The organism is Streptococcus sp. SP8, from assembly GCF_030440045.1.
Classification (GTDB): domain Bacteria; phylum Bacillota; class Bacilli; order Lactobacillales; family Streptococcaceae; genus Streptococcus; species Streptococcus parasanguinis_I.
Map to the genome: position 1 here is coordinate 142771 of NZ_JAQFJL010000002.1, position 20539 is coordinate 163309.

Annotated in this window: 20 protein-coding genes and 1 pseudogene; 6 read left to right on the forward strand and 15 right to left on the reverse strand. The window is 36.7% G+C overall.

Annotated features, from left to right (window positions below; genetic code table 11):
* Positions 1-42 precede the first annotated feature (42 nt).
* The 5 genes from gtfA to PCY11_RS04170 form a co-directional block, all read right to left on the reverse strand.
* A complete protein-coding gene (gtfA, locus tag PCY11_RS04150; protein WP_070846570.1) occupies positions 43-1485 on the reverse strand; it encodes a sucrose phosphorylase in 1443 nt (480 codons plus the stop codon).
* 412 nt (positions 1486-1897) lie between these two features.
* A complete protein-coding gene (locus PCY11_RS04155; RefSeq protein ID WP_031573763.1) occupies positions 1898-2731 on the reverse strand; it encodes a carbohydrate ABC transporter permease in 834 nt (277 codons plus the stop codon).
* A 13-nt stretch (positions 2732-2744) separates the two neighbouring features.
* The gene (locus tag PCY11_RS04160) at positions 2745-3611 is read right to left on the reverse strand and encodes a carbohydrate ABC transporter permease (RefSeq protein ID WP_049523549.1); all 867 of its coding nucleotides are present in this window, start codon (positions 3609-3611) and stop codon (positions 2745-2747) included.
* 13 nt (positions 3612-3624) lie between these two features.
* Complete coding sequence (locus tag PCY11_RS04165; RefSeq protein WP_049523551.1) at positions 3625-4884, reverse strand: extracellular solute-binding protein; 1260 nt, start codon at positions 4882-4884, stop codon at positions 3625-3627.
* A 14-nt stretch (positions 4885-4898) separates the two neighbouring features.
* A complete protein-coding gene (locus PCY11_RS04170; protein ID WP_301362519.1) occupies positions 4899-7061 on the reverse strand; it encodes an alpha-galactosidase in 2163 nt (720 codons plus the stop codon).
* 160 nt (positions 7062-7221) lie between these two features.
* Between PCY11_RS04170 and PCY11_RS04175 the strand changes: the two genes are divergently transcribed.
* The 3 genes from PCY11_RS04175 to birA all read left to right on the forward strand — a co-directional run bounded on the left by PCY11_RS04175 (position 7222) and on the right by birA (position 10086).
* A complete protein-coding gene (locus tag PCY11_RS04175) occupies positions 7222-8055 on the forward strand; it encodes an AraC family transcriptional regulator (RefSeq protein ID WP_070846571.1) in 834 nt (277 codons plus the stop codon).
* Positions 8056-8122: 67 nt separating this feature from the next.
* The gene (locus PCY11_RS04180) at positions 8123-9130 is read left to right on the forward strand and encodes a LacI family DNA-binding transcriptional regulator (RefSeq protein ID WP_070846572.1); all 1008 of its coding nucleotides are present in this window, start codon (positions 8123-8125) and stop codon (positions 9128-9130) included.
* Between the two features lie 14 nt (positions 9131-9144).
* Positions 9145-10086, forward strand: a complete 942-nt coding sequence (birA, locus tag PCY11_RS04185) for a bifunctional biotin--[acetyl-CoA-carboxylase] ligase/biotin operon repressor BirA (protein WP_125826428.1) — start codon at positions 9145-9147, stop codon at positions 10084-10086.
* Positions 10087-11232: 1146 nt separating this feature from the next.
* Here birA and PCY11_RS04190 read toward each other — a convergent pair.
* From PCY11_RS04190 to PCY11_RS04235, 10 genes are all read right to left on the reverse strand, one after another.
* Positions 11233-11631 carry a hypothetical protein gene (locus tag PCY11_RS04190; RefSeq protein WP_070846574.1) on the reverse strand — a complete coding sequence of 133 codons (399 nt, stop codon included), beginning with the start codon at positions 11629-11631 and terminating at the stop codon, positions 11233-11235.
* 295 nt (positions 11632-11926) lie between these two features.
* On the reverse strand, positions 11927-12289 hold the full coding sequence (locus tag PCY11_RS04195; protein ID WP_042759940.1) for a hypothetical protein: 363 nt from the start codon (positions 12287-12289) through the stop codon (positions 11927-11929).
* A gap of 198 nt (positions 12290-12487) precedes the next feature.
* Positions 12488-12691, reverse strand: a complete 204-nt coding sequence (locus PCY11_RS04200) for a CsbD family protein (protein ID WP_021153475.1) — start codon at positions 12689-12691, stop codon at positions 12488-12490.
* A 415-nt stretch (positions 12692-13106) separates the two neighbouring features.
* Complete coding sequence (locus PCY11_RS04205) at positions 13107-13346, reverse strand: GlsB/YeaQ/YmgE family stress response membrane protein (RefSeq protein WP_070846575.1); 240 nt, start codon at positions 13344-13346, stop codon at positions 13107-13109.
* Positions 13347-13963: 617 nt separating this feature from the next.
* Positions 13964-14167 carry a CsbD family protein gene (locus PCY11_RS04210; protein ID WP_049472676.1) on the reverse strand — a complete coding sequence of 68 codons (204 nt, stop codon included), beginning with the start codon at positions 14165-14167 and terminating at the stop codon, positions 13964-13966.
* Between the two features lie 117 nt (positions 14168-14284).
* The gene (locus PCY11_RS04215) at positions 14285-14488 is read right to left on the reverse strand and encodes a CsbD family protein (RefSeq protein WP_021153476.1); all 204 of its coding nucleotides are present in this window, start codon (positions 14486-14488) and stop codon (positions 14285-14287) included.
* Positions 14489-14533: 45 nt separating this feature from the next.
* The gene (locus PCY11_RS04220) at positions 14534-15142 is read right to left on the reverse strand and encodes an Asp23/Gls24 family envelope stress response protein (RefSeq protein ID WP_021153477.1); all 609 of its coding nucleotides are present in this window, start codon (positions 15140-15142) and stop codon (positions 14534-14536) included.
* Between the two features lie 12 nt (positions 15143-15154).
* The gene (locus PCY11_RS04225) at positions 15155-15325 is read right to left on the reverse strand and encodes a DUF2273 domain-containing protein (protein WP_021153478.1); all 171 of its coding nucleotides are present in this window, start codon (positions 15323-15325) and stop codon (positions 15155-15157) included.
* An 11-nt stretch (positions 15326-15336) separates the two neighbouring features.
* Entirely contained in the window at positions 15337-15903 is a 567-nt protein-coding gene (gene amaP / locus PCY11_RS04230) for an alkaline shock response membrane anchor protein AmaP (protein WP_070846576.1), read from the reverse strand.
* Positions 15904-15982: 79 nt separating this feature from the next.
* The gene (locus tag PCY11_RS04235; RefSeq protein WP_003007835.1) at positions 15983-16222 is read right to left on the reverse strand and encodes a GlsB/YeaQ/YmgE family stress response membrane protein; all 240 of its coding nucleotides are present in this window, start codon (positions 16220-16222) and stop codon (positions 15983-15985) included.
* A 653-nt stretch (positions 16223-16875) separates the two neighbouring features.
* On the opposite strand from PCY11_RS04235, the gene PCY11_RS04240 reads away from it, so the two are divergent.
* From PCY11_RS04240 to PCY11_RS04250, 3 genes and pseudogenes are all read left to right on the forward strand, one after another.
* Positions 16876-17364, forward strand: coding sequence for a hypothetical protein (locus PCY11_RS04240; RefSeq protein WP_003010649.1), 489 nt, complete (start codon positions 16876-16878; stop codon positions 17362-17364).
* 93 nt (positions 17365-17457) lie between these two features.
* Positions 17458-17892: pseudogene (locus tag PCY11_RS04245) on the forward strand (diacylglycerol kinase family protein); the annotation flags it as partial.
* A 1471-nt stretch (positions 17893-19363) separates the two neighbouring features.
* A complete protein-coding gene (locus PCY11_RS04250; protein ID WP_037608378.1) occupies positions 19364-19570 on the forward strand; it encodes a hypothetical protein in 207 nt (68 codons plus the stop codon).
* The last annotated feature ends 969 nt before the right edge of the window (positions 19571-20539 follow it).

Consider the following 20539-nt stretch of genomic DNA (forward strand, 5'->3'; position numbering starts at 1 on the left):
ATAAGCGATTTTTCACTTATCCTTTCGTTCATTCATATTTTTTTAAAACTCAATGTCTTGACCATTTTCTGTCACTTGGTAAGTCCCGTCAGCAAGATTGATTCGGGCTACTGCTGTGGCGGTCTGGTCTTTGTTTTGGCGCGTGATGACAATGGTATGTTCATCTGGTGTTTCCACTTCAATGCTTCCTTCTAGGTCAAAAGCTTGCGAGTTGTTCCGGAAACTAAAGAGCTTGAGAAGGGATTTCACAACTGGACGCTCTACTTCTTGAGCAATTTCTTCATTGCTGTAGTAATGACGGTTGATATTGCGGCCTTCTTTGGTGTTTTCTAAGAGTTCCAAATCATTCTTCCCAGCTAGGAATCCAACATAATACACTTGTGGAATACCTGGCGCAAATGCTTGAATCAAGCGGGCTAGGAAGTACTTGCTATCGTCATCTCCAAGCGCTGAATAGTAGGTCGAATTGATTTGGTAGATGTCCAAGTTGTTATACTCTGCTGTTGAATATTTGCGTTTCACATTTGCTCCTACCTTGTAGAGCTCATTTGATGCATAGTCAATTTCTTCATCTGTCAAGATATCCTTGACATCAACCACCCCAATCCCGTCATGGGTATCGAGTGTCGTGAATTGCTTCATCGGACTCATCTTCAACCACTTAGCAAGGCGCTCCACTTTTGAGCTATAGAGGGTATAGAGGGTCACCATTGGAAGGGCAAAGTCATAGACATAATAGTCGTGATCGGCAATCTTAAATTGAATGGAATAGTGCTCATGAATCTCTGGAAGAAGCTCAGCACCGTAGCCTGCTGCCATATCGCGCACCTTATCCAACAAATCCCAAATGTCTGGCTCAACGAAGAAATCATTGGTGTCCAATTTCTTCACCGCATAGGCAAAGGCGTCCAAACGAATGAGGTCACAGCCATTGCTTGCCAGGTGTTCGATAGTCTTGCGAATAAAGTCCATGGTCACTTCCTTGGTCACGTCCAGGTCAATCTGCTCTTCCCCGAAGGTATTCCAGAGATGCTCAGTTGTCCCATCCGCAAAGGTAATTTCTTGCTTGGGAGCTCGATCTTTGCGCTTATAAATCAAGTCTACGTCTGCTTGAGTAGGACGATTCTCCGGCCAGAACTTGTCCCAGTTGAGAAAGAGATCCTTGTAAGCACTTTGGTCATGCTTCGCTTGATAATCTTTGTAGTATTTAGACTGACGGGAAATGTGATTGATCATAAAGTCAAACATGAGATAATACTTGTCCCCCAGGCGTTTAACATCTTCCCAATCCCCAAAGGCTGGATCCACTTGATCATAGTCTACAGGCGCAAATCCACGGTCACCAGTTGATGGGAAAAATGGCAAGAGGTGTACTCCACCTACTGCATCTCCAAAGTGCTTCTCCAGATTTTCATAGAGATCCTTAAGGTTATTTCCTAAGCTATCTGAGTAAGTAATTAACATGGTTTTATTTTGAATTGGCATAATGGTTTCCTTTTCTTTTTTGAAAGCCAAGTCTTAGGAGACCTGGCTTTCTTGAGTTTTTCTATTTTAGAATTGCTTCCTAGGATACGATTGAAATCAGCAAGCTGAATCGTCCCTTTGTGTACAGAATTGAACACGGGACTAATTTCTTAGGAAAAAAGATAAATCTCCTTGTGTGCAAGCACACTACGTCGATTTCCTATATTTCCACAGCCGTTACTACTTCAGTAGTCTACGGATGTGGATGCCCTAGGGTACTACAGAAATTTTCAGCAAGCTGAATCGTCCCTTTGTTTCTAGAATTGAACACACCCTAAGCTCTGTGTGAAAAAGATGAATCCTCCAAGAAGCCAAGGCTTCTTATTCAGATTCCCTATTTTCACTGTGAGCTTTTAACGGGCTTTGTATCTTATTATTTCACTGCGCCGTTGCTCATTCCTGCGATGATATGGCGTTGGAAGAAGAGATAGACAATGGTGATACTGATAATGCCGACAACGTATGAGGCAAAGCTTGGTCCGTAGTCGTTGAAATATTGGCCTGCGTAGTTGTATTGGAACAATGGCAGAGTCCACATTTTGGAATCCCGGTTCAAGACAAGGAGTGGCAACATGAAATCATTCCAGAACCAAAGGGCATTGATGATCATGGTTGTTGCATGCATGGGTTTCATCATTGGGAAGATGATGCGGAAATAGGTTGTAAATTTATTAGCCCCATCGATCTCTGCTGCTTCATCCAGACTTTCTGGGATCGAGATTTTGATATAGCCCACATAGAGGAAGAGGGTCTGTGGAATCGCATAGGTCAAGTAGAGCAAGATCAAACCAAAGGTATTAGCCAAACCGAGTTTACTCATCATAACCGTAATCGGAATCATGATGACTTGGAAAGGTACGAAGATTCCGAGGATTAAGAGGGTATACATGATAGTAAAGGCTTTTCTTTTACTCATATTGCGAGCGATGGAGTAGGCCGCCATGGGGATAAAGATCATTACTGCAAGTAAAGACAAGACAGTGATGACGACAGAGTTCCAGTAATAGCCTCCGATTCCATCAGCCAAGAGTCGACTAAAATTGTCCAATGTGAAATTCGTCGGGAATCCAAAGAAATTGTCTACGATATCCTTGGTGGGTTTGAAGGAACTAAAGAGGGTGGCAAGGAGTGGCACTAAAATCAGAACCGATCCTAGAATCAATAGAATGTATTTGCCAATCAAGGCTTTTCTTTCATCTTGTTTCATCGTGCTTCTCCTCTTAAATTTCAAATTTCTTAGATACTCTCAATTGGATGATTGAAATCACTACAATCAAGAAGAACAAGATTACGGCAATGGCATTGGCATAACCGAATTGGTTGTTTTTAAAGGCATAGTTATAAACCAAGAGCCCAAGTGAGGTTGTGGCATTGTTTGGACCACCACCAGTCATGGCAAAGACTTGGTCAAAGGCGGTTAGCCCACCTTTTAGGGCTAGGATAAAGACCATAGAGACACTTGGTAGCAAGTAAGGCAATTCAATATTCCAGAAGACTTGCTTGCTAGTCGCGCCATCGATCTTCGCAGCTTCTGTAATCTCAGTTGGGATGGATTGCAGACCTGCTAGGAAGATAATGATAGGCATAGCCACCCCTTGCCATAGAAGGACAAAGACAGCCGCAAAGATTGCTCCCCACTTAGTCCCTAAAAGACTGGTTTGGAGGAACTCAATATGAAGGGCATTCCCAATCGCTGGAAGACCGTAGTTGAAGACTTGCTTGAAGATCAAAGCTACTGTCAAACCAGACAAAACAGCTGGGAAGAAGAACCATGCACGGAAGAAGGTCTGACCTTTGATTTTAGAGTTCAAGACACGCGCAATGAAGATCCCAAGGGCAATCTCACCAACCACCATGGCAATGGTGATGATCGCGGTAAATCCAATCGCATTCATGAATTTTGGATCCATGAAGAGGAGTTTAAAGTTGTTTAAGCCGACAAACTTGTAGTTATACGTCAAACCTGTCCAGTTGGTAAAACTGTAAAAGGCTCCTTGGAACATCGGCACATAGAAGAAAATTGCTTGTAACAAGAGGGGAATGACCACAAAAGCCCATGCCCAATATTTTTGTAATACTTTTTTCATAGTCTCTCTACTCCTAATCCACATCCGCTTTCATCGGGTTAAAGAAGGCATTCAAATCATTGACCATTCCTTGTTTATCACCTGTCAAGACATAGTTCATGGTCAAGGTATGGAAGTCTGCTTCACTGGTCCAGTATTGTTGCAACCAGACCAAGTGACGATCCGTAAAGGCATATTTGGTCATCCCAGCAAGCGGTGAATCCTCTCCTGCTTGTTTGACCCCTTCGATCGCTGTTGGAGATCCGTCCACGTCGTAGTATTTTTGCATGACTTCTGGACGGGTCATGTATTCCACAAAGGCATTGGCTTCTTTTGAATGTTTGGTAGTAGCTGAGATAGACCATGCCAAGTCACCTGCACCAACGGTTAAGCTTTGTCCTTTTTCTTTTCCTGGAATCATGAAGGTTCCAATCTTAAATTTCGGTTTTTGTTCATTAATCGCTGTAACCGCCCAAGATCCATTTGGTGTCATGAGGACATCTCCACGCGCGAAGGCTCCGATAACGTCTGTATAGCCAGCGCCTTCCCAGTTCTTTTGCTTCGAACCTTTAATGCGAAGAATATCCATCACCTTGATGTCATCTTTCATAATCGGATCAGTCAATTTAATAGCATTTGGTTGAGAATAACGAAGGTATTGATTGGCTTCTTTTCCTCCACCTGCTGCTGTCGCAAAGGCTAATTGATTGTAACCATTGAGTGTCCAAGCATCTGCACCTGCAATTCCAAATGGTGTTTGTCCTTTAGCAACGATGTCTTTGACTAACTGTTCAAATTCATCCCAGGTTTCAGGAACCTTCAAGCCCAGTTCTTCGAATTTATCTTTGTTGTAGTAAATTCCATAAGCATTGGCTGTAAAGGGAACGTTGTAGACTTTTCCGTTCACGGCATATTTTTCAGCATAGCCATTTTTCACGCGTTTCAGATAGTCTTTATTCGACAAATCTTCGAAGACACCTGCTTTTGCCCATTCTTGTAGTTCGATGGACTGTGGGTATATATTAACCACATCTGGTACATCTCCTGCGAGGACACGTGTTTTCAATACTTCACCACCGTTCGGTACATTGACAACTTTGACCTTGACCTTTGGGTTTTCCTTTTCAAAATCACGAGCGATTTCTTCCAAAGTTTTAGTCATTTCTTTTTTCTGGTTGAAATACTCGATGGTCACTGTGCCATCCGCCGATTTACCTTCGTTGGAGCAAGCACCAAGCCCAAACAAGGCTAAGCCTGTTGTCGCAAGAAGTCCGATTTTTTTATACCATTTCATTTGGCTGTCTCCTTTTATTTTTTGACAAAAACATATTGTTTAGTGAGGAAATCTCCCTGAGGAAGAATGACGGTTAAGCCAGCATACATGAGCTCAGCTCCTGAATAGACTTGGTCCGTCCCTTTTAAGCTATAGAGCGCATCTTCTTCCAATCCTTTGAGTTTCAGGGTCGGCTCGATCTCCTCAACCGTTGATAAGACTCGTACATAAGTTACAACTGTGCGGTCTTGATAAGTAAACTGGACGGCTGCTTGATTGCTACCATGGCTTGGATTGATCAAGCGGTAGTGTTTTCCGAATTGAACAAGTGGTCGAATCGTTTTGTAATGAGCGACTTGAGCTGCGATCTTATCCAACTCTTCTTGCGGAAGACTGGTTAGATCCAATTCATAGCCCAGATTTCCCATCATAGCTACATGACCTCGCGTTTCAAGCGGTGTCATCCTTCCCATCTGGTGATTTGGAACCGCTGATACATGAGCCCCCATAGAAATGGTAGGATAGAGGTAGCTAGAACCATACTGGATCGGAAGTCTGGCAATGGCATCCGTATTATCACTTGCCCAGACCTGCGGGAAGTAACGCATCATACCAAGGTCATTGCGACCACCACCACCGGAGCAAGACTCAAAGAGGATGTTGTCGTACTTCTCCGTCAAGTACGAAACCACTTCATAGAGACCTAAGATATAAGCATGGGATTGCATCTTAGTTTCCAGGTAGGTTTTCCCATTTCCAAGCTTGGTGATATTGCGGTTCATATCCCATTTGATATAGTCGATCTCATGGTTTCCAAGCAAGTCATCCAAGACCTGCTTGATATAAGCTACTACTTCTTTATTTGCGAAATCAAGCACCAGTTGATTCCGTGAATAGGTGTGTTCATAGCCTGGGACTTGAATAGCCCAGTCCGGATGAGCCCGGTAGAGGTCGCTATCAACAGAAATCATTTCGGGCTCCACCCAAAGGCCAAATTGAAGTCCCTTGTCGTGGATGCCTTGGATCAATTCTGCTAGACTTCCACCTAATTTTTCTTCATTGACAGTCCAATCACCGAGGGCCCGATTGTCATCATAACGATTGCCAAACCAGCCATCATCAAGAACAAAGAGTTCGATCCCCACTTTTTGAGCCTCGTCTGCTAGCTCCAATAATTTGTCTTTCTTGAAATCAAAGTAGGTCGCTTCCCAGTTGTTGATAAGAATTGGACGTTCTTTATGAGCAAAGGGGCTAGGAATGATATGGTTTTGGACAAATGCTTGACTCTCTTGACTGAGACCGGTCAAGCCCTCATGGGAGTATGTGATCATGGCCACTGGCGTATCAAAGCTCTGATTTGGTTCCAATTCCCAAGCGAAGTTTTCTGGATTGATCCCCAATCCAACCCGAACTTCATTGAGTTGATTCTTTTGAACAAATCCTTCAAAATTTCCACTGTAGAGCAGTTGGAAGGCCAGAGCAGAGCCCGCATCTTCTGTCACTTCATGATCGGCAAGAATGAGGGCTGGAGTCTGGGCATGTCCAGAAGCACCACGGTTGGAGCTGATGGAGAAGATTCCTTGCTCCACTTGCTGACGGCGAACTGTTTTTTCTCTCGCATAAGCTCCTTGCAGAGTGATGATATCGTAATCACTGGCTGGCAGATCGGCCAACACACTGAGAGCCTTGTGGATCACAACCTTTTCATCACTCAAGTTTTCAATCTTTGAGAAGCTAGTGATGGTTGCCCGATCCTCGTAGGCGGTGTAGTAGAGGGTCAAACGCAAGGCCGCTTGATCATCTTCAAAGACCAAGGCCAAGGTTTCAGCACTATCTACTGTATGTGAATTGGGAAGACCAGTTGCCTCGACACTGCCAGAGTAGATATTAGCTCCAACATAGAGGAAATCCGTCACTTCTGTAGCACCGTGTTGGATCTGAATAGACGGTTTTCGAAAATCTCCTAGTCCGTGCTGGCCCAAGACCTGTCGCTGGGTATCTAGACTAAAAGTTCGATTGTCAGGTGTTGGATTTCCAGCGAAAGCATGGTCCTTCTCATGCACGGTATTGGAAAAATGATAAGACGGGATCGGACGTCCCAGATGCTTGAGCATCAGGTAGCCATCTCGATTTTCAAGGATGAGGCTCAGTCCCTTACTTTCTACATAGAACAAATTTTGTTCGATACGAATTGCCATATCTTCCTCCATTGGACCCTAAAAATATCACTATGTATTTTTATATTCAGTTCCAATATTTTTCTTTTTTCACATGTCTTTATTTTAAATGTTGTAAACGCTTTCGAAAATGGAATTTTGTTGGGCTTATATGGTAAAATGTTAGGTAGGAGGTTTACCTATGTTAGTCTTTTCAGAATACCAAACCGACACCATTGATATAGCCCTTGATTTTTACGGCTACGAAGATTGCCCCAAGAATTATGAAATTGGTCCTAGCTTTCGAGACAATTTTGTTCTGCATTTTATCACCAAGGGAAAAGGTGTCTTTCACATCAATAAAAATGAAATCCATTTAGAAGCCGGGGATCTCTTCCTTCTCCCTAAAAATATGGTGACCTACTACCAGGCAGACGCGGAAGATCCTTGGTCCTACTACTGGATTGGGATTAGTGGCACCAAGGTGAGTGATTTCATGCGCTTTTCAACCATACATGCCAAAGGTTTTCTAAAGAAAACAGAGGTGGACACAGAGCGGATCGGGCTGTTTATGGAGCAGCTTGTCCACAAGGCAGAGGACTCTAAGATGACCTCGCACTACCAACTCCACCTTCTCTCTCAGATCTATGAACTGCTATTTCTTATCAGTGAAGTGGCTCCCGATATCCATCGGAGCCATCCATCTCCCACCTATCAGCTCTATCTGACCTGCAAGCATATGATTGAGACGCATTACAATAAAGATCATCTAAGTATTCAAGAGATCGCCGATGACCTCAATGTCCATCGGTCTTACCTAACAACTGTTTTTAAGGAGTTTCACCAGATCTCTCCCAAAGAATTCCTGCACTCAGTCCGCATGCAGCGTGCCCAGCAGTTACTGACCAATACAGACGAGAGCATCAAGATCGTGGCTTACTCTGTTGGCTTTTCAGATCCCCTCTATTTTTCAAAGGCCTTTAAGGCCTATAGCCACCTAACTCCTAGCCAATATCGCAACAAACATAAAATTTAGTAAAATTTTATTTCTTTTTACTAATTTTTAGAGTATACTGGAAGTAGAAATCAATAAAGGATGAACTATGGCAACGATTAAAGACATTGCGGAAAAAGCAGGCGTTTCTCAGGCAACGGTCTCTCGCGTCCTCAACCAGGATGCGACCTTATCGGTTGGTGAAGACACGCGCAGTCGGATTCTTCGCATCGCTGAGGACCTGCATTACCAAAAGAAAAGCCGCAAAACAGCGCCTCAACCAGTCGAAGATTCTCATAAAATCGTCATCTTTGAATGGTACACGCGCGAAGAAGAATTAGAGGACCTCTACTACTATGCCATTCGGATGGGCTTGGAGAAACAAGCCCAGGAATTAGGCTATGAGATCTTTCGTATCTTTAACAAGGACGATTGGTCTTTGATTCAGGAGGCAGACGGCATTATTGCTCTTGGGAAATTCAGTCCCAAGACCATTCAAGATCTAGAAAGCTACGGCAAACCCCTGATCTTTGTCGATAGCAATACCCTCTATCTGGGGCATTCTTGCGTGACGACAGATTTAGAAGATTCTGTTATCACCGCTCTCGAGCATTTCCTTGAGCATCATCACAAGGAGATCGGACTCTTGGTTGGGCAAGAAGAGACCGCAGATGCGACACCGCTTCAGATGGATCCTCGTCAACGAATCTTTCAACAGTTTCTCACGGAAAAAGGGCTTTATGAGGAGCGCTTTGTCGCTGTCGGTCAGTTCTCAACTGAGTCAGGCTATCAGATGATGGAGCAGCTGATTCAAGCACTGGGCGACGACTTGCCAACTGCCTTTTTCATGGCCAGTGATGCCATAGCTGTTGGGGCCCTTCGGTCCCTTCAGGAGCACCAAATCGCAGTACCTGATCGCGTCAGTCTCATTTCCTTCAATGATACCTCGATTGCTAAGTATGTCTTTCCGGCCCTCTCTACAGTGACCGTATACACAGAAGAAATGGGCAAGCAAGCCATTCAGCTGTTGCGGCAAACCTTTCAAGGGAGTCAATCAAGTGTTCCCTGCATGGTCAAATTAGCCACCAAACTGACGATTCGAGACAGCAGTCGCTAGGAGGTCTTAGTCTTATGAAAACACACGAAATCCTCTTTCAAACCCTTTCTCAGGCAGATGATTACGTCAACGGGGAACAGTTGGCAAAAGAATTAGGTGTTTCTCGCACCTCCATCTGGAAAGCTATTCAGCGCCTGGAAAAAGATGGGGTCGTCATCGAATCCCTAAAAAAGAAGGGTTATAGACTGGTCTCAGGCGATATTCTGCTTCCTGAAGTCATCGCAAACAATACCCAGTTGACCGTTACTTTGAATGAAGAATGTCATTCTACCCAATTGGACGCAAAATTAGGCATGGAAGCCCATAAAGAGGGCAGGGCTCTCTACCTGGCCAAATCCCAATCTGCTGGAAAGGGCCGCTTTGGTCGCGACTACTACTCTCCCGATCAAGGCGGCATCTATATGTCTCTTCATCTCAAGCCCCAACTCCCACCTGCGGAGCTCCCCCCTTATACCCTCATGGTCGCAGGAGCCATCTATAAGGCTATTAAAAATCTGACCCTGATCGATGTCGATATCAAATGGGTCAATGATATTTACTATCGCCATAAAAAAATTGGGGGAATCCTAACCGAAGCTATCACATCCATCGAGACTGGCCTTGTCACGGATGTCATTATCGGAGTCGGTCTCAATTTGGCTATCTCTACTTTTCCAGATGAGCTAGAAAGTAAGGCTGGTTCCTTATTTGAAGGCCCTTGTCCCATCACCCGCAATGACCTCATCAGCGAGATTTGGAGAGAATTTCTTCATAGGGATATCGATGAACTGGTCTACCTCTACAAAGAGCGCTCCCTGGTCTTAGGACGAACTGTCACCTTTGAGCAGAACCAGCAGACCTATCAGGGCCTCGCCAAAGACATCTCCGATACCGGCCAACTCTTGGTCCAGTTAGAAAATCAAGAAGAAATCTGGCTCAATAGTGGCGAAATTTCCCTCAAGCAGTGGAATCTATAAAACAGAGCTCACAACTCAAAAAAGAGTCTGGGACAAAACACTGTCTCAGACTCTTTTGTGTGAAGATATATCAAAACTTTTTAAACCAATTCTTGATATACTCTAAGCATATATCCAGTAAGAATTTGATAAATAATAATACAATTCCAATCTTCACAAACATGTAATATTTAAATGTGTCATCAAATTCATGCACACGGATCGGAAAGGTGAAGATATTAGACGGATTGATAAGAAAATATAGTGAGATACAAATAGATAAAACCAACGCCACTATAAAAATTTTTTTATGTATTTGCATTTTTTACCTTTTCCTTTCTTGTTTTCCAACATTAAATACCAATTACCAATTTTATATAGCCTGATTAATTCTTTCATTCCCCTTTCTACCAGGCTATTTTATAGTTCTTACACCTTCATCATATACAAATTTCAAAATAATACAAGTCTGTTTTTCTAATTATTTTTTTGATATAATAATAAAGTTTGAATGTTAAACAAAAAACTCAGTAACTATCCCAACAAACTCTATAAAATTAACTTTTTAGATAGCACCATGATATATTTAAGCTACTAAACAGTTCAATTCAGTAGGTTTTTTGCCCCATTTTTAAATCATGATATTGAAAACACCTAAAAGCACCTTCCGAAATTCATTTATATTTCAATATTTTTAATTACTCTCAATATGAAAACTCCTTTCCAAATCCATACAGGGGACATCTAAATCAACAGGAAAAAGCCTTGGTAACCAAGGCTTTTTTGCTTGTCATTTTGTTTTTTGTACCAAATAATTATAAAAGTTTTCTAACGTTATCAAATTCTTCATTTAGTTTCTCTTGTAGTGTATGACCATATACTGCTCTTCTTCTATAGCCTGAGACCCTTTTGATGAAAATTAATCCGCAGAAAAAGTAAATGCTTCTAGTAAAACATTATCTGCTCATACTGCTTTATTACATTCTTGGGTATGTAATAAAACCAGCACAATCAAGAAGAGATTAATAATTAGTAATGCAAGTATTTTATTATGTTTGATTTCCATAACTATTTTATGGTCGGTCGCCTTCTTCTTATCAAAAGGTTTTGAAAAATAAAATTGTCAATATACTAATAACTAAATTTAAAGAGAGTTTTTCAACTCTCTTATTTTCTTATCTCACATAAATATTTCACATGTCCAGGCTCATCAGATTCATTTTTCTCAATAGCATACGCCACATTTGTATCCTTATTGAGAAATAGTATCATAGAATATGGTGCCATGAAGCTTGCTTTCTCTTCTAAAAACCAAGAATCAAAACACTGGTCTCCTTCGTACAACACAATTCTTTCATAGTCATCTACATCTTCACTTCCTGAAAGGCGTGCTCTTACTTCAAAATTAGCGCTAGGCTCTTTTCTTAAAAGATCACCAATCCAATATGTAGCTTGTTGAAGTGAATAGAAATCAGCAATTCCCCAACGGAAATAATCTCCCATTTTTTCTTCTACAAATTCAAAATCTTCAGTGGTGTCCATATCTCTAAAACTTGTTATTCTCATCTAGTAATCTCACTTTCTATTTATACAACTTGTTCTATTTTATAAGTAACAGTAAGCAACAAGGCTAGCTTATTATTTAAAGGATATTTCTTAGTTGTAGTAATTTAATTCAATTCCTTATATAAATTTATTATAGCAAATTTATATAGTTTTGTCAAATTCGTAGGATTTGGTACACTAGGAAAACTGAGAATCAATTCATAACCAAGAAAGACTATAATATAAAAACGCTCAATCCCTTTGTATAGGATAAGCGTTAAATGACAAGAGCAAAAGAAAAGATTAATTATTGTGGTCAATTTTCATCTAAATCCTTCAGTGCCTTCTTATAAGCCTCACTATCTTTCTTATAATAATCACGCTCTACACCAGAAATATCTACAGTAAAGACACCATCTTCGTATATATAACTTGTTGTACGGTTTAACATTTGCGAGCCCATTAACTCAATTGTTTCATTCTTTCGATCAATTACAAAGTTGTCAGCAACACTACTATCAAGTATCCCTTTATTTCCTGAGATAGTAAATGCTCGTTCATTTCTAGATTCACTAACCCAATAATATTCCCCATCCAAAGTCTGATTTCTTTGATTAGAGCATGAAATTAAAGGCATACTCAAAATCGTTAAAAATAGTAGAATCAATAGTTTATCCAATGTAATACCTCCTTAATTGTTTATGTTATAACAAAATACCATTACAGGAATACTACGAAAATATCTATGATAACAGCAATTTTTAAAGATGTCTGTTACAATAGCAAATTAATCTCACAAAATCAAAAACGCACTCTATTCTCCATAGTGGAGCTAATTAGAATGCGTCATTAGGGACTAAAAGATGACTATTAACAATTATTTATCGTCACCTTTAATCATATTTTTAACGCCTTCGATTGCTCCTTCAACAGCATCTTTTGCGTCTTCTGCGACTTCTTTAACTTTAGAAACTACTTTTTCAGCAGCCCCTTCTTTTTCTGTTTTCTTGTCGCCAGTCAATTTACCGAATCCTTCTTTGACTGTACCTTTTGCTTGATTGATTTTTTCTTCTGTAGACATACTATTACCTCCATCTGTAATATATTTTATTTTATATCAAAAGAAAATCGATTTTTCGCTTAAATCTTATGCTAAGTGTGCCATCATTCAGTTAAATTGAAATAGTGCTTTACTTAGGTTTATTTGATTATATCGGCTTATAGCCTATATAATCTTATTGTAAAAGTTAATATGAACAGAACTAAAAATTGTATAGAGTATGTTGATCTAACACGAAAAATCGATTATACTTATGACTTATTTGTCATCACGATTAAATAAATTCTTTATATCTTTGATTGCGCCTTAAACAGCATCTTTTACTTAGTTGCCTTTTTCTTCTGTAATTTTGAAATAACGAATCTTTTCAAAACTACAATCAAATCATAATCTTTTCCTGTTATAAAGATTATGATCTATTTTTGAAAAAAGAAATTTATTCCTTCTTCCCTAAGAAGAATGAAACGACACAAATAACAATGACAGCTCCCGCAATTGAAGGAAGCAATGCCATACCTGCCAAAGATGGTCCCCAAGTACCCAAAAGAGATTGTCCAACTGATGAACCAATTAAACCTGCTAAAACATTAGCAATGATACCCATTGAACCACCCTTTTTTGTGATTCCTCCTGCAATGAGACCAATAAGACCTCCTACAATAATAGACCAAAGCATAATAGGACTCCTTTCTATCTCAAAGAAACACTATTTAAATCATATTCAATAAGCAAGTATGATGAATATAACATTTTTGTATTTTAATTTTTTAACTAAAAGTCTCTTATTGAATAAAAAATTAAAGCGCTTACTTTTCTAGGGATAATATAATTATAGACTATTTTTTATATGGAGTCAACTAAAATACTTGACTTTTTTAAAATTGTTTAAATATATTAAATTATAAAACAAAATACCTAAATAGTATTATTGTTTGTGATAAACAAATAGAAAATATATGTTGAATCATTCTATTGTATATTGATTTATATATATTTTTCTGCTTTTAAATTATGTCTTATCTCACTTTATTTTTTATAGTTATTTACATTTGTTTAATGTATAAAATAAATACAAAGTGTGTGTTTCGTTAATTTTTAAAGAAAAGCAGAAATGTAGCTAATTGCTTATATCATTAAAAGATTTTTTTAGATTCTCAACATATCTGTATAGTAACAACCTCTTAAAAATTTGATCAAAAAGCACCCCATCTTCTATAGTAGATATAAAAACTATAGAATTTAGGGTGCTTTTTTAGGATAGACTAGTTTTGATTGAATGATAACAAATAACTATTATTTGTCGTCACCTTTAATCATATTTTTAACGCCTTCGATTGCTCCTTCAACAGCATCCTTTGCGTCTTCGGCAACTTCTTTAACTTTAGAAATTACTTTTTCAGCAGTTCCTTCTTTTTCTGTTTTTTCATCGCCAGTTAGTTCACCAACTTTTTCTTTTACAGCACCTTTTGCTTGGTTTAATTTTTCTTCAGTTGACATAGTCTTGCCTCCGTTATAATTTATTTATTCTATGAATAATTTTTACTCGAATTAAATCTGATCGTCATTTAACCTATTAGTTGGCTTATGACCATTTACCATCTTTTATCTTGACAACTATTTGTCGTCACCTTTAATCATATTTTTAACGCCTTCGATTGCTCCTTCAACAGCATCTTTTGCGTCTTCTGCTACTTCTTTAACTTTAGAAACTACTTTTTCAGCAGCCCCTTCTTTTTCTGTTTTCTTATCGCCAGTCAATTTACCGAATCCTTCTTTGACTGCTCCTTTTGCTTGGTTTACTTTTTCTTCTGTAGACATGGTCTTACCTCCGTTTGTATATGTTTTTATATATCCAAATTCAAATTAATGAACACGTGGTTTTTCATTTGATGAAGAGTCAGTTACAGCTTCTACGCCTTCACCAACTTTTTCTTTAACTGCTGAGAATCCATTTCCTAAACCTGTTTTAACATTTTCAAACTGTTCAGATGCGAATTCACCTGTTGATTCAACAACTCCAGTCACACGATCTTGCAAGCTTACTGAGTCAGCTTCATGTTGTTCTTTTGTTTTAATATCAACAACATTCACATTCACTTCAACAACTTCCAAGTCAGTCATCTTAGAAACTTGTGATACAACTACATCTTTAATGTGTTTGTATATTTCAGGAACATTCTTTTGATATTCAACCACGACATTCAAGTCGACAGCAACTTGTTCTTTTCCAACTTCAACGTTTACTCCGTTAGCAACATTGTCAGTGTTGATAATCTTATCAGTTAGATTAGAGAAAAATCCTCCGTCAACAGCCAACAAGCCATTTACTTTTTCTAAAGAAAGTCCGATAATTTTTTGAATGACTTTGTCTTCGTAAGTCAATTCACCCTTCACTTCTTCTGATTTTACATTAGTTTGTTTAACATCTTCTGCTTTCGCATTAGTTTCTTTGATATTTTTTTCGTTTGACATATGAAACTCCTTTTATTTAAATAAATTTTTCTGTTGTAAATAATATCCAACTCCAGCTCCTAAGACGGCGAAGATTAAAACAAATAATGTTTTAAAGAAACCATAGGAGAGAATGAGGCAAGCTAAAATAATACCTGCTAACCCAGACAGGAGTGGATACTGGTATTTTTTAAACCATTCCATTTTTTATTTCCTTACTTTACACGACTCACAGTTTTTTTAGTTGGTTTTTTAGGCTTATAATCTTTTACAGAAACATCAAGCTTAACACCATGGTTTAGTCCAAAAAACTGTGTTAATCCATTACCGATTTCATCTTTTATAGACTGGGTTCTTTTAATAATATTATCTGAAGGAAGAATTTCTCCTTCTACGTAAACTAAACATTTATTTTTCCGACTATTTACACGAACTTTAGGGTTCTTAATGAAGTTATTTTCATTAACCACACTACGAACAAATCCTTCAATAGCAGAACTTTTTAGTTTTAGTTCACCACCAGCATTTTCTAACTCTATTTCTAAATGTTGTTTAGGATAAAAAACTATCACTAACATAGATAATAAAATTAAAATTGAAAGAACTAAAGTACCCCAAAAAATGTATCTAGAAAGATAATATCCTAAAAAAGAAATCCTCTTCCAATTAATCAAATGGAGCTCTAAACCGCTAACTTTATGATAATCTAGCAAAATAGGAATCAAAATTGTCAAGATTAAAATACAAAATATAAGAGAAAGTATTTTCTTAGATTTTGACATATTGAATCCTTTCACGAATACAATCAAATCATAACCTTGCCCTGTCTTAAAGATTATGATTTATTCTTGAAAAAGAACTTTATTCTTTTTTCCCTAAGAAGAATGAAACGACACAAACAACAATGACAGCTCCCGCAATTGAAGGAAGCAATGCCATGCCTGCTAAAGATGGGCCCCAAGTGCCCAAAAGGGATTGTCCAACTGATGAACCAATTAAACCTGCTAAAACATTAGCAATGATACCCATTGAACCACCTTTTTTAGTAATTCCTCCTGCAATGAGACCAATAAGGCCTCCTACAATAATAGACCATAGCATAATGGGCCACCTTTCTAAATCAAAGAATATTTATTTAAATATTATCTATCTCCATTGATTAATAATATTATCAATTTGAATTGATAAAATAAATAGTAGAATTTTAGCTAAAATCTTATTTTGGATATTTTTTCCAAAATATTTTTCTATGATTGGTATAACTATAAACCTTTACCCAAACAAAGTCAACTAAAATGCTTGGGTATTTTTAAAAAGCATAAATATTCTTATTCGACAACAAACCTTTATATAGTAAGATTGTTTTCGTTTTCACAACATTTTAATTTATGCTAATTTTTATACTCATTTGTTTATATTCCTATAAAAGCGTGTTTAGTCTTGTTTGTTTTCTATATTATTTGTTCTATCTCGATCACTAATAAAATGAATAAAAGATTTACTTTATTGTATTTTATATTTAATTTAAGATGGTATATCAGTCTCTATTCGATAGAAATTTGAGCTTTTTTAAAAAATTTTTTTAAAATACTATATTTTATAGAGAATTTTTTATAAAATTTGACGTATACTTTTATAAAATGTATAATATTTATATGTAAGCCCTTACAAGCTAATTTGACTTTTAGCTACCATTCCAAGAGTGTCTATTCACGACACTCTAATATTTTATTTAGAGAAATTTGGAGATTATTATGGATTTTAGAGAAATATTGGTTCAACCAGAGCATTCAAAACTAAGCAGCTTCAATACTCAACTTGAAGGTTTTGAAAAACTTTTTAGAGATAAGGACTTGTTAGACATCCGAGAAGATTTAACCAAAATTAATAAAGATGAAGTCATAGCTCTCTGTTCAGAAATAAAAGGATATAAATCTGGCTTTTTGGATACATTATCTTTAATTGCTTCAGAGTCTAATATAGAGAATTATAGGGATGTCTTTGAAGAGTTATGGACTGAGTATGAATTTGATAATCGTATCGATGACTTACTTGATCGTTACCCGTATACAAACGTTGAAGAACGGATTGATTATAAATTGTTAGAAGAGTACGGAACAACCTCACGCGAAGAAGTAGCCAGAATGATTATCGAGGATTTAGATACTTCATCAGATGGAGAGGCTAAAAAACTATTCCTTCAAGAGTTTCTCTCTATGCAAAAGAGAGAAAATGATAACTAATAATCTTTAATATCTTCATTACCATTTTTTCAGTGTATTAAGAGGAAAAAGTTAATAACATGGCATTATTTTTGTGTTCAAATTTTTCAAAATATAGAAAATAAAACAAAATTTGGGATCTTCGCATATGCATTAAATACAATGAAGTCAATCATAAAAGACGATGTGTTTAATATTCATATTGAAACTTAAAATGGAAGTTATAACGGTGAGGCCAGTCAAGTCTTAGTCTTATTATCCAACTATTACGCTGATAAAAAACTATTTGACGAAAATAAAGATGGATATGGAAATATCTTAATTTTAAAAGATGCCTCCATCCTTTCTAAACTATCTGCAATTCCAGATTTGTTAAAAGGAGATGTTGTGTCAAATGATCACATCGAATATATTAAAGCAAAAAATATTAGAATTTCTTCTGATACTGAGTTAGAATCAGATGTTGACGGTGATAAATCAGATAAACTTCCAGTCAAGATTAAAATACTTGGAAATCATATCGAAGTATACTCATTACCAAAAGAATAATTTATTTTTTCTAATAAAAATCTAAGCGACAAAAAAGAGACTAGCGCATAGTCTCCTTTTTTACTATATAATAGTTAATAAATTTCAAAAATTAATTATAAGAAATTGACTAATTTTATAATTGCTCACGACATAAGATGTTGTTAGATACTTTTACTTTCTAAAAAACCTTTTGCCTATCCAAATATGAATAAGGCTTCTTATCCTCCACCACACATTCTAAACATTCAATTCTAAGATAACCAAAAAATGTTTTTAGCTAATCATTGTCAATTATGTACTTTATTTAAGTGAAAACTAAAAATTTTTCAATTGTACATTCATACAAAAACACGGCTCATGAATCATGGCCGTGTTATATTTTACTTAAGCTAGTTAGCTAGTTCTCTTAGTTAATATTTACTTACCTTTTATTTGCTTTAAGTCCTTTATCTCTTTTAGAATACTAAAAATATAGAAACTAAATAGAACTATACATAAAAAAGATATAACAAAGAAACCAAACGGAAGTTTTCTTCCCATACCAGCTACTACTCCAAGGGATAAAATACCGATAGCCATTACGGAAATTATGAGGATAAACCACAAGTAAATCATGTAAAACTTATAAAGATAACAAAAGGACTTATTTTTTTGTTTAGGCTTATCCTTCCATTTTAAATAAAAGAAATAAGGTGTATTAATAATTAAAATAAATAAAAATCTCATCTCTAGCACAACTTTTTACTTTCTATTTTGGATTTCCCACAAGATCTCCCAACTTCCAAATACCAAGCCAAAAAGAAATTGTTAGCATGATAAAGAATGTGAGGAACATATTATCCACCAGATTTTTACTCATCAAGCATAGTTCTCTAGCTATGTAAGGAGACACGAGGAACAAAATGCACTGTACTATAGTAATTATTTTTTTCATGATTCATTAATAATACTGTCACATATGATACAGTATACTCCTTTCTAGGAAGAATTCTTATTATTCCTATCTTTATTATAGGCCTGCAGTAATTCGGATTCAATTTTTTATATGTGAAAGTAGTTTCAGAATAATTTACAAAACAAAAATAAAATACACTTTTTAAAGAATGTATTTTATGCTTCTAAATCAGTTGTATCAATGGTTTAGCTTTAGTTTAGTCAATTGTACATAAATTTTTAGTTTTTCTTTAGTAATTTATTCTTGTTCTTCAACACTTAAATTAGAAGAATTGAATAAATCCTGTAAACTATAAATTTTACTTTCTTCAAGAACAACTCGCTTAGTCTGGAGTTTTGCATCATGAGATTTTGGTGGTGTGCCAAACTTTGCGCAAAGGCAAGAGACGTCGAAGCGAGACTAAAAGTTAAGATACCTGTAGAAATAGCAACTACAAAAAATTTAGTAGTTTTTATGAGCTTTTCTCCTTTCTTATTTGTATCCGCTTACATTTTATTATATAATGTTATTATAGCAAAGAAAGAAGGTGTTATTATGTTAAAAAAATATTTTTCAAAATATAAATGGACTGATTTATTTTGGATTCTATTTGTGATTTTAACATGCATCTATATAGGAAACCGTGATTTGCTTCCTCTTAATCATCAAGAATTCTCTCTTCGTGGTAGTTTCTGGGGATTTGTACTTGCATTATATCACTTACTATTCATTGATAAATTTGTTATCTCTAATCGGAAGTAAAACGATACTAGGTAAAAACTCAATTTCAGGAGAAAATAAAGTAAATCTCCCCACAATAAAACGCATAGTATCAAGGTTCTTCAAAACCTAATATTATGCGTTTTTTGATCCTAAAGACTTTTCCCTATTCTTGTTTATTTTGTTGTTGATTATCTTTATTTGAAGGCTATCGTTCATATCTGAGGCACTGTGACACTATAAACTAGGTCAGTCTCATAGAAGAAGACGAAAAGCCAACCGATAAAAGCGTTAAGACACGCCAACGATTTTTATCACTTTATCCATTTACTACCCCCTTTCACTATTTAATAGTTAATTTAGACGATGCAAAAATGTGAAAAAAGACAAATGTTTATCTTTCTAAACGGATTAAGTTTTCCCACTTTTAATTGCTTTAATAGTGTTGGAAGCTTTTTTTAATACTTCGTCATGATTGGATAAGCAACAGCCAGCTGCAGCTTATTGGAGCTCTCACGATGAAACATTATTGTTAGAAACTAAAAAAGCTGGTGGCAACGGTTGTTTTCTAAAAAATAGCCGTCAATTAGTAGAACATATTGAAATGTTGTTTTGTAAAACTTAAAAGAAGAAAGATTTGATGCCCCCCAATATCATCATGTTTCAACGTAACTTTAATTTTCTTTGAATAATTTCCTAAAACCAATCTGACTTTTTCGGTACAAGCCATTTGTCAAATCTTTTGTTAAACATTTACATTCTTTTTTACACTATCAATGGTCATTGGAATTAGCAAACAAAAAACGGCAATCAGCATTCACTAAATTACCGTTTTTTATTTAAATTCTATTACTATTAACTACCTAAAAATATTAGGTAAATTACTATTAATTACCCTGAGGCCATCGTTTATATATTGACCCAAAACGTCAAATCCGTTATAAATTCCGTTATAAATAAAGAGTCCTAAAATTATAGATGAAATAATAATACTTGCACAAATAAAATATG

What these genes read in the sequence shown, in the direction of transcription:
- gtfA (WP_070846570.1), bottom strand. Translation starts at nt 1,485, where the DNA reads ATGCCAATTCAAAATAAAACCATGTTAATTACTTACTCAGATAGCTTA.
- PCY11_RS04155 (WP_031573763.1), bottom strand. Translation starts at nt 2,731, where the DNA reads ATGAAACAAGATGAAAGAAAAGCCTTGATTGGCAAATACATTCTATTG.
- PCY11_RS04160 (WP_049523549.1), bottom strand. Translation starts at nt 3,611, where the DNA reads ATGAAAAAAGTATTACAAAAATATTGGGCATGGGCTTTTGTGGTCATT.
- PCY11_RS04165 (WP_049523551.1), bottom strand. Translation starts at nt 4,884, where the DNA reads ATGAAATGGTATAAAAAAATCGGACTTCTTGCGACAACAGGCTTAGCC.
- PCY11_RS04170 (WP_301362519.1), bottom strand. Translation starts at nt 7,061, where the DNA reads ATGGCAATTCGTATCGAACAAAATTTGTTCTATGTAGAAAGTAAGGGA.
- PCY11_RS04175 (WP_070846571.1), top strand. Translation starts at nt 7,222, where the DNA reads ATGTTAGTCTTTTCAGAATACCAAACCGACACCATTGATATAGCCCTT.
- PCY11_RS04180 (WP_070846572.1), top strand. Translation starts at nt 8,123, where the DNA reads ATGGCAACGATTAAAGACATTGCGGAAAAAGCAGGCGTTTCTCAGGCA.
- birA (WP_125826428.1), top strand. Translation starts at nt 9,145, where the DNA reads ATGAAAACACACGAAATCCTCTTTCAAACCCTTTCTCAGGCAGATGAT.
- PCY11_RS04190 (WP_070846574.1), bottom strand. Translation starts at nt 11,631, where the DNA reads ATGAGAATAACAAGTTTTAGAGATATGGACACCACTGAAGATTTTGAA.
- PCY11_RS04200 (WP_021153475.1), bottom strand. Translation starts at nt 12,691, where the DNA reads ATGTCTACAGAAGAAAAAATCAATCAAGCAAAAGGTACAGTCAAAGAA.
- PCY11_RS04205 (WP_070846575.1), bottom strand. Translation starts at nt 13,346, where the DNA reads ATGCTTTGGTCTATTATTGTAGGAGGTCTTATTGGTCTCATTGCAGGA.
- PCY11_RS04210 (WP_049472676.1), bottom strand. Translation starts at nt 14,167, where the DNA reads ATGTCAACTGAAGAAAAATTAAACCAAGCAAAAGGTGCTGTAAAAGAA.
- PCY11_RS04215 (WP_021153476.1), bottom strand. Translation starts at nt 14,488, where the DNA reads ATGTCTACAGAAGAAAAAGTAAACCAAGCAAAAGGAGCAGTCAAAGAA.
- PCY11_RS04220 (WP_021153477.1), bottom strand. Translation starts at nt 15,142, where the DNA reads ATGTCAAACGAAAAAAATATCAAAGAAACTAATGCGAAAGCAGAAGAT.
- PCY11_RS04225 (WP_021153478.1), bottom strand. Translation starts at nt 15,325, where the DNA reads ATGGAATGGTTTAAAAAATACCAGTATCCACTCCTGTCTGGGTTAGCA.
- amaP (WP_070846576.1), bottom strand. Translation starts at nt 15,903, where the DNA reads ATGTCAAAATCTAAGAAAATACTTTCTCTTATATTTTGTATTTTAATC.
- PCY11_RS04235 (WP_003007835.1), bottom strand. Translation starts at nt 16,222, where the DNA reads ATGCTATGGTCTATTATTGTAGGAGGCCTTATTGGTCTCATTGCAGGA.
- PCY11_RS04240 (WP_003010649.1), top strand. Translation starts at nt 16,876, where the DNA reads ATGGATTTTAGAGAAATATTGGTTCAACCAGAGCATTCAAAACTAAGC.
- PCY11_RS04250 (WP_037608378.1), top strand. Translation starts at nt 19,364, where the DNA reads ATGTTAAAAAAATATTTTTCAAAATATAAATGGACTGATTTATTTTGG.